Here is a 23,705-nt window from a genome sequence, read left to right as displayed (position 1 = left end):
TATTACGCTACCGTTTTGTATTTAAACAGGTTATTATCTGGAAATAGATTCCAAGTAGCTTGATAATTAAAGAGGTCGCAGATGACTACGGAAGCACTTAATAAGTCAGACTTAATAGAGCGTATTTCTCTTAAAAACCCGCACTTAGCTGAGCCGCTGGTTGAAGAAGCCGTTAAGATTATGATTGATCAAATGATCGAAGCGCTATCAACAGATAACCGTATCGAAATTCGTGGTTTTGGCAGTTTTGCACTGCATCACCGTGAGCCGCGCGTAGGCCGCAATCCAAAGACTGGCAGATCAGTTGAAGTTGCAGCTAAAGCTGTACCGCATTTCAAACCAGGTAAAGCACTGCGTGATGCAGTGAATGAATCTGCAGCGAACTAAGATTCTAAGGGGTATTTATGCGTTACGTCTTAACTATATTGCTCATTGTTCTTTTTGGTTATGCATTATTTTTAGTGCTTCAAAATGGAACTGAACTTTCGGTCGATTTGCTTTTCACACAAGTGCCTGCAATGCGTTTAGGCTTATTGCTTTTGCTGACTTTATCTTTGGGTATTGTGCTTGGGCTGCTGCTTGGTGTTCAAATCTTCCGTGTTTTTCAGAACAGTTGGGAAATTAAGCGTTTACGCAAAGATATCGAACGTTTGCGTAAAGAGCAAATTCAATCAGCACAATTGGCTGCTGCTGAAGCTGCGGCGCATACAAGACATGAAAAAACAGTCTTGGATATCCATCCAGACGAACAAAAAACAAATTCATTATAATCTCGTTTTTTTAATCTGTGTTTAAGCGCAGATTTTAAATGCAGTTATATTTAAACACTCTAAATGAAAGTTTAGAGTGTTTTTTTATGCCGCGAAGTAAGAGCAATTCATACGAACTTGCTTTTTGTTCTTTGTGTGCGCAGGGATACCCACTATAATGAGCTTTCTTTTTGTCTGTTTGAAAGGGTAGTCTCTTGAGTATCATTGTTGCATTAGATGCTAAAAGCCAATTTGACGCGTTAAAAATAGCAGAGCAGTTAGACCCTGAATTATGTCGAGTTAAGGTTGGTAAAGAGCTATTTACCCATGAAGGCCCATCTGTGGTTAAAGCTCTGCATGCTCAGGGTTTTGAAGTTTTTCTTGATTTAAAATTTCATGATATTCCAAATACAACAGCACAGGCTGTATGCGCTGCATCAGATCTGGGTGTGTGGATGGTCAATGTGCATGCATCTGGCGGCCGTAAAATGATGGAAACCTGTGTAGAGCGTTTAAAAGCGGGCAATTATAAAACGCAATTGATCGCTGTAACTGTTTTGACTTCTATGGGGCGTGAAGATTTACGCGATATTGGTATAGATGCTGAGCCATTTGAACATGTGAAACGACTGGCAGCTTTAACAAAAGACAGCGGTTTAGATGGTGTAGTATGTTCTGCTCAGGAAGCTAAAATGCTGCGTGAAGCATTAGGAAATGAATTTTCTTTAGTCACTCCGGGTATCCGTCCTGAAGGTTCAAGCGCAGATGATCAAAAGCGTATTGTGACACCAAAACAAGCAATGCTGGATGGTGCAACACATTTGGTGATTGGCCGTCCAATTACTCAGTCAGATAATCCACGTCAAATGTTAAGTGATATTTTAGTAACACTGTAATAACACGAGATTGCTGAAATAGAGTAAAAAGCCTTTCATTCGAAAGGCTTTTTTATTTAAGGAATTAGATTGGCATGGTTATTTACAGGGCAGCTAATACACTGATCGCAATTGGTGCTAGGACCGAAAGTACAAAACCGCTGACCATGGCATGCGGAATAAAATCGTTGCCGCAAGCTTGCTTAACCATAGGTAAAGTGACATCCATGGCAGTTGCTCCGGCAGCGGATATTGCAGAGCGCGGATAGCGCCAGCCAATGAGATACATAAACACAATAGAGAAAATTTCCCTAAATAGGTCATTAATCAGGGCAATACTGCCTAGATGCGCATTTTTCAATTCTGTGACGACAATACCAGTCATTGAGTAAAAGCCATAACCTTGTGAAAGCATGATCAGGTCTTTGATGTGCATGTCGCTCAATATAAATGAAATGGCTATTGCCCCTAAAATAGAACCAATAATGCAGGCGATAGGCACCAATAAGATTTTCCAATTCAACCATGAGCGGTCTAATGGTGAATATGCTAAATCAAGGCCAATTAAAAACATAAAGATCAGCAGCAAATTCCATGTGCTGACATGCAGGGCAGTATCAAAATAATTGAAGACTTCCGCAATTCCATAGCCGAAAGCAAGCGCGAAAAATGCGTAACTGATATTCAGCAAAGAACTCAGCAGCAGATCTGCAGAAACTTTACCTTGCATGGGTTGATAGCCAATGGCTTTGAATAGTACATAACAGCAGATGAATGCCCCAAATGAAGTCGCGAATGCGATACTGACCGCGGTTGTGAGAATTTGCGCAGGACTGCTGATACTGTGCAATGTCTGAGAAAATTCAATCGCAATAGCAATTAATAGAATATAGGTGAAGTACGGTAAGATTTTAAAGCCGAATTGTTCGAGTTTTGCCGGCAAACGGCGGGCAAGTATAAAACCTAAGAACAGGCAGAATAACAGCTGAAAGATCAGCCAAAGCGATTGCATAATATAAATAGGCAGATGGTGAACATCTGCCTATTATGAACTTTTAATGTTTAAGCTGCATGATTTTGCGCTGATTTTGTGTAAAGCAGATAGTCCGCGGGATTCAGCTTTTTCGTATTGAGCCAATATTTCCATGTGTAGGTTGGCCAAAGGGCAAAGTTTTTGCCGCCATCCTGCTGGTACCAGCTTACACAGCCAGATTGCCAAACGGTGCCATCCATCATGTCTTGCACATTTTGATTAAATTGATCCTGAACTTGGTCTTTAACCACAATGGCTTGGCTGTGTGAGCGCTTAACCAAATCCATCATTTGCAGAATGTATTCTACTTGCGACTCAATCATAAAAATGACGGAGTTATGCGCCAGTACGGTATTTGGGCCTAATAGCTGAAATAGATTTGGAAAGCCTTTGGTGCTGATGCCATAAAAACTTTCCGCGCCATTTTGCCATGCATCTTTCAGTTCTAAACCATTTAAGCCTTTGCAATTAAAGGATTTAAGATAGATACGAGGGTCAGTGATAAAACCTGTGCCATAAATCAGGCAGTCAATTTTACGAATGCGGCCATCTTTGCTAATGATGCTGTCAGCGGTGAGTTCTTGAATGCCTTCAGTCACCAATTCGACATTTTTACGGTTGAAGGCTGGGAAATATTTATTGGATACTAAAATCCGTTTACAGCCCATGATGTAGTCTGGAATTAATTTTTTTGCAATTTCTTTGTCTTTCACTTGATGGCGGATAAACAACTCAGCAAGTTTTTGCGCATATTTCATGGTGAAAGGCTTCACAATAGGCACAACGCGGGATTCATTTGACCAATACAAGCGGGCGCGATGCAGCTTTCTAAACCAATCATATTTTGCAAAAAGTTTCTTTTCTAAGCTTTTATAGACCCGTTCATCGCGAGGAATCACCCATGCCGCTGTGCGCTGGAATACATAAAGCTTTTCAGTTTGCGGCGCAATTTCTGGAATGTACTGAATGGCGCTGCCGCCAGTACCGATAGAGGCAACGGTTTTGCCGTATAAGCTGTAATTGTGGTCCCATTGCGAAGAATGAAATACTTTCCCTTTAAAGTTTTCAATGCCCTTAATGTGCGGAATTTGCGGTACATGTAAAGGACCTGAAGCAAAAACCACGTATTGCGCAATCAGCGTGCTTTGGTCATTCAGGCTCAGCTGCCATTGGCATTCCTGTTCCTGATATTCGGCAGAAAGCACTTCACATTGCAGCTGTGTGTACTGCGCTAAATTAAACTGTGTAATTAAGCTTTTGATGTAGTCAAAAATCTCCGGCGCTTCTGCATATCGCTTAGACCAGTCGGTTTTTGGGGCAAATGAGAGGGAATACATGTGTGACTGTACGTCACAAGCAGCACCGGGGTAGCGGTTTTCACGCCAAGTGCCGCCAAAATCATTGGATTTTTCTAGAATAATAAAATCCCGTATACCGCTTTGCAGCAGGCGTATGGCCATGGCAATTCCGCCAAAGCCTCCACCGATAATAGCGACCTGTATTTTTTGTTCATTTAGTTTCTGCAGCGTTTGATCTTGCATTTGATCCATGCCTTAAGCTCTTTTTATTCCTTATGTCCGTAGCATAAATCAAAATGATTATTTGTCACTATGATTGGGATGACATGAAAATTGATCAAAACGGCAATTTGCAAGCAGGAAAATTTATAGTAAAAATGAAATACCTAAACTTGAATTGATAAACCAATGAAGCGATCAATCCTAAGCTTGATGTATTTGGTGCAAGGCATGCGCAAAGCTGGGATAGATGTAGATGAAAAGCTTCAGACTATTGGGCTGCGCATTGATGCGCTGGATGCGACGTCTATCATTCATCCTAGCCTTGAATGGGATGTGCTTAAGGTCATTGGTGAAGATGTTGCTCCTGAAAAAGGTTTATTCATTGGGCAGCATTATGCGCTGGCAGGATATGGACCGCTGCTGATGCTTTTGGTCACTAGCTCGGACATTCATACCGTACTGAAACAGGGAATTCGTTTTCAGCAGCTGACCCATTTGACAGGTCATTTAAGTTTGCAAGTCTTAGATTCAAAAATGGCCTTATGCTACCAGCCGCAGGATATCCAAATAGAATTAGGTCTATTGCTGGCTCAGTGTGAAATTTCTGGAACATATAAATTTATTCGGGATTTATACAAAATGATGGGCTTGGCATCTCCTCAAGTGCAGATCGATTTGCCATTCCAAGCGCCGCAAGATCCGGAACAGTTGGCGGTATACCATGATTATTATGGAACTCAGGTAAAATTTGGCGCGGCTAGCGCATGTTTTTGGTTTGACGAATCAGTCTTTGATGTAAAAATTCCTTCGGCAGATATCATTACATTCAGGTTATACGAAGCAAAATGCATTGCGGAGCTTGAGCGTTTAATGTCGGATGAGGATGCGCCATCGCTGATTCAGCGGGTGCAGGACTATCTCGAGCTGCAAACAGGCTTAATGCCAAGCATGGCGGAAACGGCGCAGGCGCTGAATGTGCCAGAAAGGACTTTAAGGCATCAATTGCAGCAGCTGAATACCAGCTATAAGCAAATCCGTGAAGATATTATTAAGGACAAGGCTTTAAGGCTGATGGAGTACAAGGAGTATTCAATTGAAATGATTGCAGAGTTATTAGGCTATTCAGAGCCTGCGGCATTTAATCACGCTTTCAAACGCTGGTTTGGTCAAAGTCCACGTAAATACACCAAATAGCCTAAGTATGATCATCCCAAAGTGTTATATATTACGGTTCAATCTTCGCTATACTTGCTATAGCCCTAAATAGTATTAAAGATATGTCTGACTTTCAAACTCACCACAGCACGGCTTTTACTCCCATTTCACCCGCAGAGCGCTATGCGCAAGCGCTGGCTTCAGGTCAATTTTTGCCAGATGAAGAACAGGCAATTGCGGTGCATGAACTGGACCGCGTTTGGCAGGAACTGATTCAGCGTTTCAAAGCATCTAAAAAAGCCTTTCGCCGTTTCCGCCGTCAAACATCACCGCGCGGCGTGTATATGTGGGGCGGTGTCGGCCGCGGTAAAACTTGGCTGATGGATCAGTTCTATGAATCTGTGCCGTTCCGCCGCAAAACCCGCATGCATTTTCATCATTTTATGCAGCATGTACACCGTGAATTAAACAAGCTTTCGGGTCAGCGCAATCCTTTAGAAATGGTTGCAGATCAAATTTATAAAGAAGCTGTGGTGATCTGTTTTGATGAATTCTTTGTATCCAACGTAACAGATGCGATGATTCTGAGCGATTTATTCCAAAAATTGTTTACCCGCGGCGTAACTTTGGTAGCAACCTCAAATATTGCGCCAGATGGCTTGTATAAAAATGGCATTCACCGTGACCGTTTTCTGCCTACCATTGAAATGGTGAAAAAGAACTGCGTCGTGCTGAATGTAGATGCAGGGGTGGATTACCGTCTGCGTGTACTGAAACAGGCGCAATTATTTAAATCGCCGTTAACCCATGAAAATAAGCTTTGGATGGCGCAGCGATTTACCGCATTGACGCAGACTCAAGTGCAGTCACAAGAGCCGATCATCATCAATAAACGTATTGTTGAAACAATAGGCCATACTGAAGATGTGCTGTGGTGTGAATATTCAGAACTTTGCTTAAAGCCGCGCAGTCCAGCCGACTTCATTGAAATCGCGAATGTGTATAACACGGTTCTGGTGAGTAATGTGCCGCATATGACGGACTACTTATCTGAGGGTACACGCCGCTTTATTTATCTGGTCGATGAGTTTTACGACCGAGGTGTGAAATTGCTGTTAACTTCTGAAGATACAATTATTGATATCTATCAAGGTGAAAAATTAGCCTTTGAAATTGAACGCACGCGTTCACGTTTGCTGGAAATGCAGTCAGATGATTACTTAAATTCTGCACATCGCCAAATCAGCGCTTCTGAGGTTGCTGAGTAATTTTTAGTCAGTAATTTGGGAAAAAGCGCTGAAAATAGGCGCTTTTTTTATGCAAAATAGGCCGTACAGTTTATCGACATTTCTTGTATTTCATGGCTTAATCAAGGCTTCGAGTAGATAAAATAATCAGGTTTGCTCAGTTTTACAGCATAACTCTGCACTTAAGTCTAATTTCGACATTTCAAAAACTTTATAAACTGTAAAAGAGCATTCAAGCTGGTGATATTGCATTGCCCAACATCATCTTTAGCAGGTAAATGAGGGTATTTATTTGTTAAAAAATGATCGTTATTTAGTAATGTGATAGTGCTATTCAGCTAAGTATAAATAGGTATACTGGAATCTCTTGTTATAAAAAGTAGCAATATCAGGAAAGACAATGACTGCACGTATTCAAAAAGGCAAGTTAGCGATTGCTAAAGAACTTTACGATTTCATCGAAAATGAAGCACTTCCAGGTTCAGGTTTGGACAGTGAAACTTACTGGAAAAACTTTGAACAAGTCGTTGTCGATCTTAGCCCAAAGAACAAAGCACTATTGGCTAAGCGTGACGACATTCAAGCGAAGATTGATGAATGGCACCGCAACAACAAATTTGAACTCGAAGCTTATAAAGCTTTCCTTACCGAAATTGGCTACTTATTACCAGAAGTAGAAGATTTCCAAATCAGCACAGAAAATGTAGACGAAGAAATCGCATTATTGGCTGGTTCGCAGCTTGTAGTACCTGTGCGTAATGCACGTTACTGCTTAAACGCTGCAAACGCTCGCTGGGGCTCTTTATATGATGCGCTTTACGGCTTTGACGTCATTTCAGAAGAAGGCGGCGCAGAAAAAGGCAAGGGCTATAACCCAGTGCGCGGCGACAAAGTAATCGCGTTTGCTAAAAATTTCTTAAATGAAACTTTCCCGCTGGCTGCAGGTTCTCATACAGATGCGACTCAATATGCGGTAGAAGGCAAAAAGCTTGCAGTAACGCTGAAAGACGGTACGGTAACAACTTTAGCGCATGAAGCTCAGTTTGTTGGCTTTAATGGTGATGAAGCCACTCCTGTAGAAATCGTATTACTGAACAATGGCTTGCATGTTGTTATCGAAATTGATGCAAACAGCCCAATCGGTAAAACTGATGCTGCTGGCGTTAAAGATTTAGTACTCGAAGCTGCTCTAACCACGATTCAAGATTTAGAAGACTCAATTGCAGCGGTTGATGCAGAAGAAAAAGTAGAAGGCTACCGCAACTGGTTAGGTTTAATGCGCGGTACACTGTCTGAATCAATCGAGAAAAACGGTAAAACTGTAACTCGTACATTGAACCAAGACCGTACGCACAAAAACTTGATTGGCGGTGAAACGAAGCTTCATGGCCGTTCATTGATGCTGCTTCGCAACGTGGGTCACTTGATGACAAACCCTGCGATCCTTGTAGACGGCGCTGAAATCTACGAAGGCATTATGGACGCATTGGTTACTCCTTTACTGACTTTTGCAGATATTAAAGGCGAAAACACGATTAAGAACTCTCGTAAAGGTTCGATGTACATCGTGAAGCCAAAAATGCATGGTCCGGAAGAAGTTGCATTTGCCGTAGAACTGTTCTCACGTGCTGAACAAGCGCTGGGCTTGCCTGAAAAAACGCTTAAAATCGGGATCATGGATGAAGAGCGCCGTACATCTGTGAACTTGAAAAACTGTATCGCGCAAGCGAAAGATCGTACGATCTTCATTAATACAGGCTTTATGGACCGTACTGGTGATGAAATCCATACGTTCATGGAAGCAGGCCCATTCGTGCGTAAAGGCGAAGTGAAGTCGCAAATCTGGTTCCCAGCATACGAAAACCGTAATGTAATGATCGGTCTTCAAGCGGGCTTACGCGGCAAAGCGCAAATTGGTAAAGGCATGTGGCCAAAACCAGATATGCTTGCTGATATGTACAAAACCAAGATTGAGCATCCTGAAGCGGGCGCAAGCTGTGCTTGGGTTCCGTCTCCATCTGGCGCTGTAATTCACGCGATTCACTACCATCAGTGCAACGTATCTAACCGTCAGCAAGAACTTCTAAAAACTGAAGCGTTGTCTGTAGATGACTTGTTAACTCCGCCTTTAGCGACAGATACAAACTGGTCTGAAGAAGAGAAAACTAAAGAGCTTGAAAATAACCTGCAAGGTATTTTGGGCTATGTGGTTCGCTGGGTTGACTTGGGTGTGGGCTGTTCGAAAGTGCCAGACATCAACAACGTAGGTTTGATGGAAGACCGCGCAACACTGCGTATTTCTTCACAGCACGTTGCGAACTGGCTGCGTCACGGTATTGTGACTGCTGAGCAAGTAGAAGAAGTATTCAAGCGCATGGCGAAAATTGTGGATGAGCAAAATGCGAATGATCCGCTTTACACGCCAATGGCGCCAGGCTTTGACGGTTATGCATATCAAGCTGCTTATGACTTGGTATTCAAAGGCGGCGAGCAGCCATCGGGTTATACAGAGCCGCTTCTGCATGCAGCGCGTTTGAAATTAAAAGGTTATACAGGTGACTAATCTGTAAATCTAAAAAAGCCTCTTCGGAGGCTTTTTTTCATTGCTGTTCATTCATAAAACAGGACGCTATATAGATGTATTTCTGGAACTTGCAAAAGCTGATAGAAGACTTAAGGCTCAATAAAGTAACGGCGGTCCAATATAAAAATTACTATATTGCCAGCAGTATATTAATTCTATTTTCTTTCTTTGCTGTGATTGTTAGTCCAGAGCAGCCTTTAAGAATAAATTTTGCTGTATTTTTGATTAATGTCGGTTTATTAATTAGCTGGACCAACGCCATTTTTAAAGCGAATGGCGCAGAGCAGGGCAAAAACTTTTTAAACCGATTTGTGGCGCTGTATTTCCCCATTGTGTTACGTATTGCTGTAGTGTATTTGGTCGTGTTAATGATGTTTGCAGCCGTTTGGTCTTTGGGCGCACATCTGATTGACGGTCAGGTGAAAAATTATATTGACCAATATTTAGAAACAATTTTAGATCCTATTTTTTCTTTTATCGTGTATTGGCGGATTTATAAAGCAATGCAGCTGGTCAATAAACCGCTGGCTCCCTAAGCAGGTCAGGTTGCTAGTTAAAATTTAGCACTATAAATGCCGCTGAATTTGAACGATTCCTCCTGTGCGATATAATGTTCGTCAGACAATTTGAATGTTTTAAATCATGTGTGCAAACTTCAAGCCCTTAACTTTAGCCCAACTGCATCAGTTGGGTTTGCCTGACTTGGGGTTTGAATGTCCAGATGAAATTTATCCAAATTATGAACTGCCTTTACTTTTTCAATCGCCGCTAGGGCTGGAATGGCGCAAAGTTCATTTTGGCATGATCCCGAAATGGGCCGATGACACCTCAATTGCGCTTAAAACTTACAATGCGAGAAGCGAGACTTTACAGCAAAAGCCGACCTTTCAAAATGCGGTTAATAAATGCAAATTTGGCGTGATTCCAGTTGCAGAATTTTATGAATCTAAATATATAGACAATAAACCGCAGCGATGGGGTGTAAGACGCAAAGATGGCAAGGCGTTTTATATAGCAGCTTTATATGAGATTTGCCAAAAAGGGCAAGAAATTATTCGATCATCCACAATGCTGACCATGGATGCGATAGACCATCCAATGATGAAAGAATTTCATGAACCCGGCAATGTAAAGCGCTCAGTCATTGTTATTCCGCATGAGCAGCTTGAGACATGGCTGAATTGGAAATCTCCGAATATTTCTAGTTTTATTACGGGTTTTCCAGTAGAAGAATTTGAATGCTCGCATGTTCCTAAAATAAAAATCGAAAAAATCAGCCCCCAACTGAATTTTTTCGATTAATTATTGCTTTGAATTAACGTGAAAGGTTTTTGAAAATGTGCTTCAAACTTTCCATCGTTTTTTCAATTTGCAGCGGTGTTAAGCCTTCGAATGACTGCTCTAAAACAACATTCGTTAAATCATTGATTTTTTGCGTCATCTGATTCCCTTTCTCCGTTAAGATGACACGGGTTATGCGTGCATCATCTTCACAAGAATAGGTATTTACAAAACCTTCATCTTTGAGGCGGTATACAATTTTAGTGGTGGTAGACATCTTAGAGACCACCATTTCGGACAAATCAGAAACACTTGCATTTGGTTTGGACTTCAACGCAAGTAAAATACGCCTCCGGGAATTATCAACTCCATATTTTTTCAAAGCATGATCGACATTTAACACATATTGAGCATGCACTTGAGTGACCCAATAATATGGAAAGTCTTCTAAATTGAAGTCATCGCCACTTGGCAAAAACTTTGCATATTTTTTCGTCATTAAACGTCCCCAATTTTTTTGTAATTTTATTTTAACGAGTCGACATTTTATGAAAAATATTGGTGCAATATCAATAGATTTTTATCAAATATATTAAAGAATTGCTAAGTGTTCTTGGACTTCAGCTGCCTTTGAGCTGTGTCTTAAGATTTATGCATAGAAAATGGGTAACAAAATCTGCATTTACTTATTGATGCTGCATGTTTAATGATCAGGATAATGACTTGATTGTAAATTGTATTTTTCTAATACCAGCTGTGCTGGTCGCATAGTAGCCAATTACAGCTTGAAGATGACAAGATCGATATTTTTTAAAGAATCATTACAAAAAACTAGATACAAAATTCAAACTTTGTGCATAATTAATTTATCTACAGTTGAATAGGTTATATCTATGGATCCCTCGCCGTGCGTAGGTCTGTCTAAGTTTCTTCAAGCGCGCTTCACAACTTTTAGCTTTGGAGATAAACAATAATGGAATTTTTAATGGACCCAGGTTTATGGGTTGGCTTAATTACTTTAATTATTCTTGAAATTGTATTGGGGATTGATAACCTCGTTTTTATTGCAATTTTGGCTGAAAAGCTCCCTCCTGAACAGCGTGATAAAGCCCGTGTACTTGGCTTATCGCTCGCATTATTTATGCGATTAGGTTTATTGTTCGCTATCTCTTGGTTAGTCACACTGACCGAACCCCTCATTAATATATTTGATCATAGTTTTTCTGGGCGTGACCTCATCCTTTTAGGCGGTGGTTTATTCCTCGTGTATAAAGCCGTGACTGAATTGCATGAAAAAATTGAAGGTAAGCCGGAAGTCAAAGTTTCGAATAATGTGGTCTATGCGAGCTTTGCAGCCGTTGTCGCGCAAATTGTCGTGCTCGATGCAGTATTCTCTTTAGATTCAGTCATTACCGCGATTGGTATGGTGGATGATATCCGCATTATGATGGCAGCGATGATTGTTGCTATGGCTGTAATGCTATTGGCTTCTAAACCATTAACTGCGTTTGTAAACCGTCACCAAACTGTGGTGATTTTGTGTTTAAGCTTCTTATTGTTAATCGGTATTAGCTTGATTGCAGAAGGTTTTGGCTTCCATATTCCTAAAGGCTATATCTATTCAGGTATTGGTGTGGCGATTGCGATTGAAGCCTTTAACCAATTTGGTCAGCGTAATGTTGCAAAGCATGAATCTAGAATTCCACTGCGCCACCGGACAGCGGACAGTATTCTGAAAATGATGGGCGGCAAAGTAGAAACTGAAACTGCCGATGCAGGTCAATTGCAGGCGCAGGAAGCATTTGCTGCTGAAGAGCGCTACATGATCGGCGGTGTATTGACGCTAGCAGAGCGTTCAGTGGCTTCTATCATGACACCGCGCAGCCAGATTTCTTGGGTCGATCTCAATGATTCACCTGAGAAAATCCGTGAGCAGGTCCTGTCTGTACCGCACAGCTTATTTCCAGTCTGCCGCGGCAGTATGGATAAAGTCATCAGTATAGTTCGTGCAAAAGAGCTGCTGGATGTATTGGATGATGAAGCTGAATTAAAAGATCTGATCAAAAAGCATCGCCCAATTTATATTTTTGAAAAAATGAAAGTGATTGACGCCATCAATACACTTCGTACTTCAAAAGGTTCATTGGTGATGGTGTCTGATGAGTTTGGCAATGTGCAGGGTCTGATTTCTCCGCTGGATGTTTTTGAAGCGATTGCGGGTGAATTCCCAGATGCGGACGAACAGCTGGATCTGATCAAAATTGCAGACGGCGAATGGCAGGCTTCAGGCATGCTGGACGTTTATCAGCTAGAACTTGAATTAGGCATGCTGGATTTGGTTGAAGACGATGCTGGCTATATCAGCGTATCTGGCTTGATTCTCGATAAGATGCAAGGCAATGTTGAGCTTGGCACGGAGTTGAATTACCAAGGTGTTCAATTCAAAGTGACTGAGATGGATGGCAACCGGATTAAGACGGTACATATCCAAGTGTAATTTTTAAATTTCATCATTTGATGATTTGAAAAAAACCAGCTTATGTATATAGGCTGGTTTTTTTTGACTTGATGAATTGCATTGACTGAAAAAAATAATTTAGCGTAAACCAAGCTGTTACATTTTGCTTCTATGTAGCGTATAAATTTTTCGATATTACGAATATAATCATTGGATTAAAAAATAAACAAATTCACCTGTCTGCGCAGGGCGTGTTTTTATTGCTCATACTCAATAGAGCACCGCGGCAGTGAACTAAAACAAGATGCATAAATTTGAAAATCATGCACTCAATAACAAATTTGGAAATTCTCTAATGAAAATTACAGAAACTGTGATTGATTTTGTCCAATTATCACAAGCAGAAAAGCATATCCAATTCCAGAAAATATGGGAGTTTGATCATCTGATTTTCCCAAACTCAACCATTGAACAGCTCTATAGCTATATTTATGATGTGTCAGCTGTTTCTATTCCAATCGTGCATTATTTTCATCGCGGCAAGTTGGTCGGTCAGAATATTATTCCAATTTTAAAACTGCAATTAGAGGGAGAGCCTGTATTTGTCATCAGCTCTAGAGCTGGATTTTTGACAGAATACCGCAGGCGAAATTTGAGCCTGAATTCTGCAATACGCATTGCATTGGGTTTTAAGCTCCGTCATCCAGCAACGCCGCTCTGGTTTGTAACGACATTAATGCAGCCGAAGGTATATACCTTATTTGCTTCCCGCTCTATGCATTTTTATCCGCGGGTAGGGAGGGTTATGCCTAAACAGCATGCTGAGGTGCTGTATATGATGCAGCATCATCGTATAGAGGCACAGGTGCGCGGTGACAACATTTTTGTGCATGCCTGCGATATGCCTAAAGTGACTCCAGAACAATTGGTGCGTTTGCGTAACCGTGCAGATTCACATAATCAATTTTTCCTGCAGCATGTGCCAGACTATTTTGATGGCATGGGCCTGATGTGTGTATCTAAATTAGATATAGTGACAATATGTGAAACCATCTTTAATTTAGCTATAGGCAGAAAAGTCCGCTAATTATGCAGCGCTGTACTAAAGCGGAAGTATGCTGAAATCGCTGTATTGAATGAAATCATCTTCATTGAGGCTATAGATTTCGTCTAAAAAAGCGACATTGAAGCTGCCTACGGTATTGGCGCGTTCATAAGCCTTCTTGCCTGCGATAGCAAAATGTATATGTGCCGCCATGCTTCCAGCCGTAACCGTACTGCTGACAGCGCAATAGGCTGCAGTTAAGGCGCCAAGCGCACAGCCTGAAGCTGTTATTTTAGGCTGTAAATATGAACCGCCATTCACTTGAATAACGGCTTTCAGCTCTTTAGATAATATAAAGTCAGATTCACCTGAAATAGCAATGCATTCAGCATGCTCAAGGAGGGACTGTGCCTGCAAGTAAATAGATTCACTGCTGATGGTGCTGTCCACGCCTTTAGATTGAATTTGACTGCCAGCTAAGGCCGCTATTTCGGATGCATTGCCGCGGATAATGGTGGGCTTGTACTGCAAAAGGCTGTCAGTCATTTCAGAGCGCCATTTTAAAACGGGGCCATAGCCTACGGGATCCAGCACCCAAATTTTGCCAAGGCTTTGCGCTGTTTGCGCTGCGATCTGCATGGCTTGCATCTGCTCTGAACTGGGCATGCCTAAATTTAAATTAATGGCGCTTGCAATACTGGCGAAGCCTTCAGCTTCAAAAGGATTGTCAATCATGGCTGGGGAGGCGCCCGCAGCCAGCAATACATTCGCCACATAATTGTTGGCTACGCCATTGGTTATGATGTGAATTAGCGGCTGCTGAATGCGCAGTTCTATCCATGCATCGATGACTTGCTGCAATAGGGGGGCAGTTAAATCATGCAGCTTAGTTTTAGTCTCTTGATCTAGAGTGCTCTGCAGCTGTTCAGGTTGATTCATTGGGCGTGTTCCTTGCGCAATTGAAGTGATGCACAGATTTATAATAAGTGAAAATTTTAGCGGGTAAAATAGTGGTCTTGCTGTTTGCAGTTCCTGCAGAATAAGGACACATGATTGTCTGCATCAAAGTCTACATCCAGTTCATCTGAACCGCAGTGCATACAGCGTTTGAGGGCATAGAACTTTAAACGGGGTTCAACTTTTTCCCAAATTTTCCAAATGGGCTGCACAAAGACGGATTCGTCGCAGTTTAAAAATCTAAAGAATAAAACCTCTATCATTTTAGACATTTGCAGCTGCGGCGGATGCGGTAGAGTGGTTGTTACCCATTTTTCAGCAATGCTGCGCTCACGGTATTGCTGCACTGTTTTTTTTAATAAATTGGTATTGATGAATTTTTCATTGCGCGGCTGCAGCAGCTTTTGCTGATGCAAATAATCCAAAGCTGTCTGCATTAAATAAAAAATTTGCCCTACAGCGAGACTGTCCAGCAAACGGTAGCATAGCGTCCTTAATCCGCTGTTGCCGGAAATCTGTACTTGCCAGAGCTTGCAGTAGAATTGAATGAATTGAACAATTTTTTCATACAGCAATTCATAAATTGCATCTTTGACTTCATCTGAGCTTTTGAATGGAATGCCGTGTGACAGATTTTCATAAAACCATAAGCGCAAACGATGCGTAATACTGTATAAGCTAGGTTCTGAATAGCCGTCTAAACGGACATTAATATAGTATTGTCCAGATTCTGATGCATCATCTTTTAAACTCAGCACATGCTGATCAATCAGGCGTTTTGTCAGGCTTTTTTGGTATAGGTAATTGGGGGAAATAGGCGCGTATTTTATTTTTTCCCAATCTATATACTCATTATGCTGCGAGTTTTCAAAAACTTGATCATCCAAAATAGACAATAAATATAATTTTTGAATAAAGCTGATTTGAGAAAGTCCAACTTCTATAAAGTCCTTGTCTTTCCCTTTCATTTTTTGTTTGTAGTTTTCTTGATGCAGCGCTTCTTTAATCAGCTTTTTACGGTTGTTTTGGCAGGCGCTGCAATGGCAGTTCAATGTTTTATCTAGAAAGACTTTGTGTTCGCAGTAGCTGCATTCATGGTAGTTAATCTCTTGTCCATATTGTTCTGCTTCTACCCAAAACATAGATGCACGGCACAGTGGGCAGTGTGTACTTTCATCTAAATTTCTTTGCAGTATTTGAAGCATAAGGAGGACTGTGTCTTTTTGCTGAATGGGTTTTCATTATACACAGCAATGCAGCCGGCAAAGCAGTTTGAATGCTTAAATATAGGCCGTGTACAGTTTCATGCCGCACAATAAAAAAGAGCTGAATGTTTCAGCTCTGTCTGGGATGAATAATGACAACTTCTACAAATGGGCAAACAATCTGAATAGACGGATTGTTTTATGTTAAAGCTTCAGTATGCCGCTGGGCACGGCAGTGATTCATCCTCCTGTCCAATGTGTTTTGCATGAATGAGCGCTTGGGCTTTTTTGCTCGGAACTTTTTTGACGCCTAAAACATCGTAGCTGTTAATAATGGCGCTGACCTCATAAGTTTGCATGGGGATACCTTCACAGGTCATAAACATTGCAATCACTTTATGATCAATATTCGCTGCATCAAGCGCTTGCAGGGTTTTGATGTTTTCAACGCGGACGATATGGTCTTTTAAATACATCTTGCACCTCTTTTTGTTTTCTATGGATGAATTGCTTTTGTGTACAGCTTATATCTATGCAATTACTGTGCAAGATAGGCCGATTTGCTGATGCTAATATTGGTTTTATTGAAAGTGTTGAATTAACTTAATGAATAAAAATAACTTATTAAAAGGTAACAAAACTTAAATATTGGCATCGTGCAATGAGCTTAAGAATACTAACGCTGTACTAGATGGGCACTCGTTTATTCATGGCGCCATGCGGTGGCATTTTTGCGATGATATGGTGCATAAGTGAGCTATCTATAAAAAACCATATAAATGAAATGGCTGACACTGCTATTCGCTGATAGGAGCTTATGTTATAACGGGTACTGTTGAATTCGGAACGTCCGCTGCAGATTGAGCAGCATGTTCCCCAAAATCGTCAAAGTTGAATTAATTAGGCTTAAATTATCACGCCGAAACATGGATGGAAAGACAATGTCCGATGCACTCAAGACCAGCAATATTACCCGCATGCAGCTGTATAAACGAAGCCAAGGCATGGTCGGTGCGCTGGTGATTGGACATGATAAAACACTAGAAAAAACCGCAGAATTATTAGCATTGGCTGCGCAGCATCAGGTTGCGACGATTTATGTGGCTGGGGCTACACAAGAAATTGAACAATTTTTAAAAGCCACAATCACACGTTTTAATTTTCATTTTGCAGTAGACTATGAAGGTGCTTTGGATTTGATTTTTGCTGAGGCCTAACAGACTTATTTTCATCGGGTAAGCGCAATTAATCAGCGTATACGTGGCATCATTTGCAGTTTCTAGTGATCCAAACCAGTATGCTAAAGCACCATCACGGTGCTTTTTCTTTTTTATCAAGTCCCGATGTGCGCCGCTGTACTTTGTGGCTCGTGATTATTTCGGCAGGCTTAGTATTGTTTTTAAGTACTTTATATAAAAGATTGCTTAAATAAGTGTCAGCCTGACAATTTATTCAGTGATTGCAATTGAAAATAAATTATAACGCGCCCATAGATAAAACAATGTAAAACGCAGACAGTGACTGCATGTTGCTCTAAGATCGAAGCATAGCCAAGTGCGTTATGCTCAATGCCTAAAAACGAAGGAATAGGACATTATATGAATATTGCGGCAAATCCAGTGGTCGAAGCAGACCAAACTGTTTATTTAAAAGACTATCAAAAGCCGTCCTTTTTGGTCGAGAGTATTGATTTAGATATTCAAGTCTATGATGACTATACCCATGTGCTCAGTAAATTGGTAATGCAGCGTCAGACTGCAGGTGACCTTGTTTTACTTGGCCGTGACCTAGAACTAAAATCCATTTCTTTAAACGGTAAGCCACTTTCTGAAAGTGAGTACAAATTAGACTCAGAACAGCTGGTCATTGCAAATGCACCAGAACACGCAGTGATTGAAACGCAAGTCATCATTCATCCAGAATCCAATACGCAGCTTGAAGGCTTGTATCAAGCTGGCGGCGATTTATTCGTGACTCAAAACGAGCCTGAAGGTTTCCGAAAAATCACCTTCTATCCTGACCGTCCAGATGTACTCTCAGTCTTTACCACACGCGTTGAAGCAGACAAAAAATTCCCTGTACTTTTGGCCAATGGCAACTTAATTGAAGCCGGCGAAGCGGGTTCTGACCGTCACTATACAATCTGGCAAGATCCAACTAAAAAGCCGAGCTATTTGTTTGCCTGTGTGATTGGTGATTTGGCTGTCATGAAAGATCATTATGTGACTTCTGAAGGCCGAAATGTCGCACTGGAAATTTACGCAGAAGAAAAAGACATTCCGAAATGCCGTATTGCGATGGAAGCCTTAAAGCATTCAATGCAATGGGATGAAGAGCATTATGGCCGCGCTTATGACCTAGATAACTATATGATTGTCGCAACTAGCGCATTCAATATGGGCGCTATGGAAAATAAAGGCCTGAATATCTTCAATACGTCATGCGTTTTGGCCGATGAAGAATTCACAACAGATGCTGCCATCATGCGTGTGCAGTCTGTCATTGCGCATGAATATTTCCATAACTGGACAGGCAACCGCATTACCTGCCGTGACTGGTTCCAATTGTGTTTAAAAGAAGGGCTGACGGTTTTCCGTGATCAGTCGTTCTCTGAAGATTTACAGTCTGCTGCTGTACAGCGTATTGATGATGTAGCTGTGCTGAAAGGGCATCAGTTCCCTGAAGATTCAGGCCCGCTGTCGCATCCGCCGCGTCCTGACCATTTTGTCGAGATTAATAACTTCTATACTGCGACAGTATACGAAAAAGGTGCGGAAATTAACCGCATGATGTCTACCTTATTGGGCAGAGAAAAATTCCGTGCAGGTACTGACGAATATTTCAAACGCCATGATGGCCAAGCCGTTACGGTAGAAGATTGGGTTGCTGCTTTAACTGCAGGTTCAGGTATTGATTTATCTGCATTTCTGACATGGTACAACCAGCCAGGTACACCAAAACTGGAAGCACAAGGTGAATATGATGCTGCGGCGAAAACTTACCGTTTGAGCTTTAAGCAAAGCCTGAAAACGCATCCCAAATATCCAAACCTAAAAGCGGTACCTATTCCAGTGGCCTTAGCGCTGTTTAACGCAGAAACAGGCGAGCAGCTGACCTTAAATTCATCTGTATTGTTTGAAAATGGCGTTAAAGACGGTGTTTACTTATTTGATCAAGATCAAGCCAGCATTGAATTTAGCGGTGTAGAAGCTAAACCGGTTGTTTCTTTACTGCGTAATTTCTCTGCGCCAGTCAATCTGGATTTTAACTATTCCGATGAAGAATTAGCGTTCTTAATGCAGTATGAAACCAATGGCTTTAACCAATGGCAGGCTGCGCAAACTTTACTTGAACGTATTTTACTGAATGATCATGCTTCAGAGATTTACGTACAGGCAATGCAGAATACTGTGCCTGATTTAATCAATAAAGATCCATTATTGGTATCACGCTTATTTGATGTGCCTACTGAAGGTTATTTGGGCAGCCGCATTGATGAAAACTATAATCCAGTGCTGATTCAAGAAAAGCGCAATGCGCTGCTGTCACAGCTCGCACTCGCTTTTGGCGGTTTTTGCAAAGAAACCTATTTGGCTTTAGATCCAGACAGTCAAAAAGAGTTTTCACAAGCCATGGGTGTACGTGCGCTGAAAAATATCATGCTCACTATGCTGGCGCGTCAAGGCGACACAGAAGCGTTTGATTTGGCGCATCAGCAATATCAATCCACAGGCAATATGTCTGAGCGTTTGGGCGCTTTGCGTGTACTGGTATGGAATGATGCACCGCAAGCTAAAGCTACACTGGAAGATTTCTATGCACGCTTTAAAGATGAAGCCTTGTCTTTAGACCAGTGGTTTATGGTTCAAGCGGCTCATCCTAATGCGACTGCGGAGACTTTAGCGTACCTGACTTCACATTCAGATTATGATTTGGCTGTGCCGAACCGCATTCGCTCTGTGAGCGGCGGCTTAAATGCCAATCCAGTCAATACATGGAGCTTCGGCGTTCAGCATTTTATTCAATTGGCGAAATATCTCGATGAGAAAAACCCAATTGTGGGTTCTCGTCTGCTGCAAGCGTTATCACGCTGGTATACCCTAGCGGAACCGCAGCGCAGTACAGTGAAAACTGAGTTGGAAGCGCTTAAACCTCAAGTCAAATCGAAAAATGTGGTAGAAACTTTAAATAGCATGCTAAATGTATAATTTAAAATAAAAACCTCTTGTACTGTCAAGTGCAAGAGGTATTTAAAATTATGCTAGAAAAATAGACTAAAATACCGATTGAAATAATCGGTATTTTTATTGGGCAATAATTAATTGAATTTACTTGGTTTATTGATGAAATTACATTAATTATGTGAATAGTATTAAATAAATCACATTTAAGGGGTAACATTTAATGCCTTAAGGTCTAAATTGTTTAGATTTTTGACACACTTATTGATGCTTGAAATGCGTCAAGGTGTGGAAGTTATCAAGCTGAGGCAAGCATGTTAGTTAAAGTTGAAGATGGTTTCTATTTAAACTCACAGCATATTATTGCGGTTAAAATCTCTAGAAATCCTCATGAAGGCACCTTTGTTGTTGCGGTTGAATATACGCCAAACAGTGTGCAGAGCACGGGGCTTTTGGAGAAGTCATTCAGTAATGGCGCCCAAGCAGAAGCCTATTTGCAAAGCTTGCATCAAAGCATCAGCAAGTCATAAAGCGTGTTGTATGTGAAATCCCTCATTTGAGGGATTTTTGTTTTTTACAATGCATAGAGGTCGAGGCTGGTTTAAATTTAGGTTAAATTAAAACAACAACAATAAGGGTAATAATAATGCTGGATACAGATGTTGAATATGCGGGCTTTTGGGTGCGGATTGGCGCTTCGCTGATTGATATTCTTATTATGATGGTTGCGATCTATCCTTTACTCTGGCTTTTCTACCACGGGGATTGGGATTTGATTCTTGCTACAGGTTTATCAGAACAGCCACAGGTTGTGTGGTTTGATATTCTTATGAATTATATTCTGCCTTTTTTATATACCATTTTGGTTTGGATGCTGTGGTCTGCGTCTCCAGGCAAGATTTTATTGGGCATGAAAATTGTTGATGCCAATTCAGGCAATCCGCTGAATTTGAAACAGGCACTGATCCGCTATATTGGGTATTTCCCTGCAATGCTGGTCTTCATGATTGGAATCTTTTGGGTGGCTTTTGATAAGCGCAAGCAGGGCTGGCATGACAAAATGGCCAATACTGTCGTCATTAGAACTACAGATTAAAGAGGTAAGCTCCATAAGCTAAAAATCCCTCATTTGAGGGATTATTTAGTCTTTGCGCCGTAAATTAGATTTTGACAATCAGTACGGGAATAGGAGACTGAGTCAGAACATTCTGTGCCACACTGCCTAAAAACATTTTTTGAATGCCAGTACGGCCGTGTGAGCCCATAATGATTAGGTCAGCGCCAATTTCGTCTGCTGCATGCATGATGCCTTCTGCAGGGGATACGCCATGAAGGAGTTTCGTGCTGACGGCAACATTATCACGGTCAAAAGATAGTTTAATTTCTTCCAAGCGTTCTTTGGCTTTTTTCTCTGCCTGCATAAAATAGTCTGTAATAGCAGGCGCTACTTTATAAAAATCTACGCCAACAAAAGGATCTACAGCAATCACGCTCATGAGAGTGACTTGACTGTTCAGTGATTTGGCTAAGGCTAATGCATGTTCTACAGCAGCGTAAGAAATAGGGGATTCATCTACAGGGACGAGAATGTGCTGGTAAGTGGTCATGCGCTGCTCCTTATGTACTTTGTTCTATCATTTTCAATTTTTAAGATGTTCTTTTCAGATAGCAAAAACCCGCCAAAAGGCGGGCTTAGGCCGATATTAAGATTTAATAATCAGTACAGGCAATTCAGTATTGCGCAGTACATCTTGCGCAAAGCTGCCCAGCAGCATTTTTTGAAAACCTTTACGGCCATGAGAGCCCATAACAATTAAATCTGCTTTGAGTTCAGCCGCAGCTTCGGCAATGCCTTCAGCAGAAACTTGTCCTTTAATAATTTTAGTTTTGGCGTCTACACCTTCGGCTTGAGTATATTCCAGCGCTTCTGATAGAGACTTAGTCGCATTTGCATGCGCTTGGACAAAATATTCTTTCATAATGGCAGACGAGTAATAAAAGTCTGCATCGGTAAATGGATCTTCTGCAACAAGGCTGATCAAAGTCAGCTGGCTGTTAAATGCTTTCGCGATTTGCGCTGCTTTTTTTACAGCGGAAAAAGAGATTTGCGAGCCGTCTACGGGTACTAAAATTTGATGATAAGACATGACAGAACCTCCGAATATATTGTTATGACCCTTTCATTCATTGATAGCATATTGTGTGGTGCTGTTCAATTTAATATTAGGAAAAATATTGTAATTTCATAAAATTAGCATAAATTTTTGAACTCATTTGCCAATTGGTTTGCAAATAAAACTGAGCGTAAAGATTGGTTTTCGGGAAGATTGGCATGAAAACAAAGACTTGTAAATTTTGCGCAATTTATCCTGTTTGCAGATTAAAATACCATATTTACACCATGGGTTAATGACGTTGAAAATTGCACTAATGCTGTGTGTCTGCGGCTTATTCTTGAATCTAACTGCATGCCAAAATTTGCAAAACAATACGAAATTGATTGCCGGTGTTTTTAATACTTCGACCGAAATTCAAAAAAAATTTATTGATCGGCACGCGCCAGCAGATGTATTGGTGCAAAACAATATTCAGTATCTAGATAACCCTAAGCTGCACTTTGATCTTTATCAGCCGCAAGATATTGCAGCGCAAGGGCTTCGCCCAACTGTGGTGTGGATTCATGGCGGAGGCTGGATTTCTGGCTCCAAAGAGCATGCCCGAGGCTATTTTAAACTGCTGGCGGCGCAGGGCTATAATGTGGTCGCTGTAGAATATCAGTTTGCACCTCAAGCAGTGTACCCAGAGCAGCTGCATCAAATTAATCAGGCCTTAAGCTATATACAGTCGCATGCGGCGCAATTGCATATCAATGCCAATAAGCTGTATTTGGCTGGTGATTCGGCTGGCGCCAATATGGCGAGCCATTACGCTGCTTTTGTTGCAAACCAAGCCTATGCTCAAGCGCAAAACTTCAGCCCAGTCATTCAAAGGCATCAATTACAAGGCTTAATCCTGCATTGCGGTATTTATGATTTAAATCATTTTGTAGATACCGCGCCCGATGAAATCAGCTTGCTGGAGTGGGGGATCAATAATTTAGTGCAGGCATATACCGCTGAACGTAAAAATGATGCCGCATTTTTATCGAGTATTTCGCCGCGTCAACATTTGAATGCGAATTATCCCCCTGTGTTTATCAGCGGCGGCAATAAAGACTTTTTAACAGCGTCGCAATCTTTGCCGATGGTGCAGAGCTTAAAACAATATGGCATTCCTGTAACAGAAGCTTTTTATCCAGATTCAAAAGAGTTTTTGGTGCATGAATATCAATTCATGATGGGTAAAGAGGCCAGTAAACAAACCTTTGATCAAACCATACAGTTTTTAAAAACCTATACACCGTAATCTGAATGTA

General features: G+C 41.3%; 23 protein-coding genes. 15 read left to right on the top strand and 8 right to left on the bottom strand.

All coding sequences use genetic code 11. The features are described from left to right. Window positions 1-81 precede the first annotated feature (81 nt). From B9T34_RS15630 to pyrF, 3 genes are all read left to right on the top strand, one after another. Window positions 82-387, top strand: coding sequence for an integration host factor subunit beta (locus B9T34_RS15630; protein WP_086214062.1), 306 nt, complete (start codon window positions 82-84; stop codon window positions 385-387). 17 nt (window positions 388-404) lie between these two features. Beyond that, window positions 405-770 (top strand): lipopolysaccharide assembly protein LapA domain-containing protein, encoded by a 366-nt coding sequence (locus tag B9T34_RS15625; RefSeq protein ID WP_086214061.1) that lies wholly within the window; start codon window positions 405-407, stop codon window positions 768-770. Window positions 771-964: 194 nt separating this feature from the next. Next, window positions 965-1,645 carry an orotidine-5'-phosphate decarboxylase gene (gene pyrF, locus B9T34_RS15620; RefSeq protein WP_086214060.1) on the top strand — a complete coding sequence of 227 codons (681 nt, stop codon included), beginning with the start codon at window positions 965-967 and terminating at the stop codon, window positions 1,643-1,645. An 82-nt stretch (window positions 1,646-1,727) separates the two neighbouring features. On the opposite strand, the gene B9T34_RS15615 is transcribed toward pyrF, so the two are convergent. Continuing rightward, entirely contained in the window at window positions 1,728-2,636 is a 909-nt protein-coding gene (locus tag B9T34_RS15615; protein WP_086214059.1) for a lysine exporter LysO family protein, read from the bottom strand. A 50-nt stretch (window positions 2,637-2,686) separates the two neighbouring features. Further along, the gene (locus B9T34_RS15610; protein ID WP_086214120.1) at window positions 2,687-4,198 is read right to left on the bottom strand and encodes a flavin-containing monooxygenase; all 1,512 of its coding nucleotides are present in this window, start codon (window positions 4,196-4,198) and stop codon (window positions 2,687-2,689) included. 165 nt (window positions 4,199-4,363) lie between these two features. Between B9T34_RS15610 and B9T34_RS15605 the strand changes: the two genes are divergently transcribed. The 5 genes from B9T34_RS15605 to B9T34_RS15585 all read left to right on the top strand — a co-directional run bounded on the left by B9T34_RS15605 (window position 4,364) and on the right by B9T34_RS15585 (window position 10,465). Then, the gene (locus B9T34_RS15605) at window positions 4,364-5,371 is read left to right on the top strand and encodes a helix-turn-helix domain-containing protein (protein WP_086214058.1); all 1,008 of its coding nucleotides are present in this window, start codon (window positions 4,364-4,366) and stop codon (window positions 5,369-5,371) included. An 83-nt stretch (window positions 5,372-5,454) separates the two neighbouring features. Continuing rightward, a complete protein-coding gene (gene zapE, locus B9T34_RS15600; protein ID WP_086214057.1) occupies window positions 5,455-6,600 on the top strand; it encodes a cell division protein ZapE in 1,146 nt (381 codons plus the stop codon). A 379-nt stretch (window positions 6,601-6,979) separates the two neighbouring features. After that, on the top strand, window positions 6,980-9,142 hold the full coding sequence (locus B9T34_RS15595; RefSeq protein WP_086214056.1) for a malate synthase G: 2,163 nt from the start codon (window positions 6,980-6,982) through the stop codon (window positions 9,140-9,142). A 74-nt stretch (window positions 9,143-9,216) separates the two neighbouring features. Beyond that, window positions 9,217-9,699 (top strand): hypothetical protein, encoded by a 483-nt coding sequence (locus tag B9T34_RS15590; RefSeq protein ID WP_086214055.1) that lies wholly within the window; start codon window positions 9,217-9,219, stop codon window positions 9,697-9,699. A 106-nt stretch (window positions 9,700-9,805) separates the two neighbouring features. Further along, a complete protein-coding gene (locus B9T34_RS15585) occupies window positions 9,806-10,465 on the top strand; it encodes an SOS response-associated peptidase family protein (protein WP_086214054.1) in 660 nt (219 codons plus the stop codon). 13 nt (window positions 10,466-10,478) lie between these two features. Here B9T34_RS15585 and B9T34_RS15580 read toward each other — a convergent pair whose 3' ends face one another. After that, window positions 10,479-10,943 carry a MarR family winged helix-turn-helix transcriptional regulator gene (locus tag B9T34_RS15580; protein WP_086214053.1) on the bottom strand — a complete coding sequence of 155 codons (465 nt, stop codon included), beginning with the start codon at window positions 10,941-10,943 and terminating at the stop codon, window positions 10,479-10,481. A 474-nt stretch (window positions 10,944-11,417) separates the two neighbouring features. Between B9T34_RS15580 and B9T34_RS15575 the strand changes: the two genes are divergently transcribed. Together B9T34_RS15575 and B9T34_RS15570 are read left to right on the top strand one after the other, a co-directional pair. Then, complete coding sequence (locus B9T34_RS15575) at window positions 11,418-12,941, top strand: TerC family protein (protein WP_086214052.1); 1,524 nt, start codon at window positions 11,418-11,420, stop codon at window positions 12,939-12,941. Between the two features lie 316 nt (window positions 12,942-13,257). Next, window positions 13,258-13,989 carry a hypothetical protein gene (locus B9T34_RS15570; protein ID WP_086214051.1) on the top strand — a complete coding sequence of 244 codons (732 nt, stop codon included), beginning with the start codon at window positions 13,258-13,260 and terminating at the stop codon, window positions 13,987-13,989. Between the two features lie 15 nt (window positions 13,990-14,004). On the opposite strand, the gene thiM is transcribed toward B9T34_RS15570, so the two are convergent. The 3 genes from thiM to B9T34_RS15555 all read right to left on the bottom strand — a co-directional run bounded on the left by thiM (window position 14,005) and on the right by B9T34_RS15555 (window position 16,585). Further along, window positions 14,005-14,886: a hydroxyethylthiazole kinase gene (thiM, locus tag B9T34_RS15565; protein WP_086214050.1), complete on the bottom strand. Its 882-nt coding sequence runs from the start codon at window positions 14,884-14,886 to the stop codon at window positions 14,005-14,007. 56 nt (window positions 14,887-14,942) lie between these two features. Continuing rightward, entirely contained in the window at window positions 14,943-16,109 is a 1,167-nt protein-coding gene (locus tag B9T34_RS15560) for a hypothetical protein (protein WP_086214049.1), read from the bottom strand. Window positions 16,110-16,321: 212 nt separating this feature from the next. Then, the gene (locus B9T34_RS15555) at window positions 16,322-16,585 is read right to left on the bottom strand and encodes a hypothetical protein (RefSeq protein WP_086214048.1); all 264 of its coding nucleotides are present in this window, start codon (window positions 16,583-16,585) and stop codon (window positions 16,322-16,324) included. Window positions 16,586-17,050: 465 nt separating this feature from the next. Here B9T34_RS15555 and B9T34_RS15550 point away from each other — a divergent pair, with 465 nt between their 5' ends. The 4 genes from B9T34_RS15550 (at window position 17,051) to B9T34_RS15535 (ending at window position 21,386) form a co-directional block, all read left to right on the top strand. Continuing rightward, complete coding sequence (locus B9T34_RS15550) at window positions 17,051-17,326, top strand: hypothetical protein (RefSeq protein ID WP_086214047.1); 276 nt, start codon at window positions 17,051-17,053, stop codon at window positions 17,324-17,326. Between the two features lie 381 nt (window positions 17,327-17,707). Further along, the gene (gene pepN / locus B9T34_RS15545; RefSeq protein WP_086214046.1) at window positions 17,708-20,317 is read left to right on the top strand and encodes an aminopeptidase N; all 2,610 of its coding nucleotides are present in this window, start codon (window positions 17,708-17,710) and stop codon (window positions 20,315-20,317) included. A 287-nt stretch (window positions 20,318-20,604) separates the two neighbouring features. Next, complete coding sequence (locus B9T34_RS15540; RefSeq protein WP_086214045.1) at window positions 20,605-20,820, top strand: hypothetical protein; 216 nt, start codon at window positions 20,605-20,607, stop codon at window positions 20,818-20,820. 116 nt (window positions 20,821-20,936) lie between these two features. Beyond that, entirely contained in the window at window positions 20,937-21,386 is a 450-nt protein-coding gene (locus tag B9T34_RS15535) for an RDD family protein (protein WP_086214044.1), read from the top strand. Window positions 21,387-21,450: 64 nt separating this feature from the next. On the opposite strand, the gene B9T34_RS15530 is transcribed toward B9T34_RS15535, so the two are convergent. Continuing rightward, window positions 21,451-21,897, bottom strand: coding sequence for a universal stress protein (locus B9T34_RS15530; protein ID WP_086214043.1), 447 nt, complete (start codon window positions 21,895-21,897; stop codon window positions 21,451-21,453). Window positions 21,898-21,993: 96 nt separating this feature from the next. Further along, window positions 21,994-22,437, bottom strand: a complete 444-nt coding sequence (locus B9T34_RS15525) for a universal stress protein (protein WP_086214042.1) — start codon at window positions 22,435-22,437, stop codon at window positions 21,994-21,996. A 262-nt stretch (window positions 22,438-22,699) separates the two neighbouring features. Here B9T34_RS15525 and B9T34_RS15520 point away from each other — a divergent pair, with 262 nt between their 5' ends. Next, the gene (locus B9T34_RS15520; RefSeq protein ID WP_086214041.1) at window positions 22,700-23,695 is read left to right on the top strand and encodes an alpha/beta hydrolase; all 996 of its coding nucleotides are present in this window, start codon (window positions 22,700-22,702) and stop codon (window positions 23,693-23,695) included. Window positions 23,696-23,705 lie beyond the last annotated feature (10 nt).

Origin of the sequence: Acinetobacter sp. ANC 3813 (assembly GCF_002135435.1) — a bacterium.
Lineage (GTDB): Bacteria > Pseudomonadota > Gammaproteobacteria > Pseudomonadales > Moraxellaceae > Acinetobacter.
Note: the sequence above shows the minus strand (reverse complement) of the source record. Positions and strands in the feature narration are given on the sequence as shown.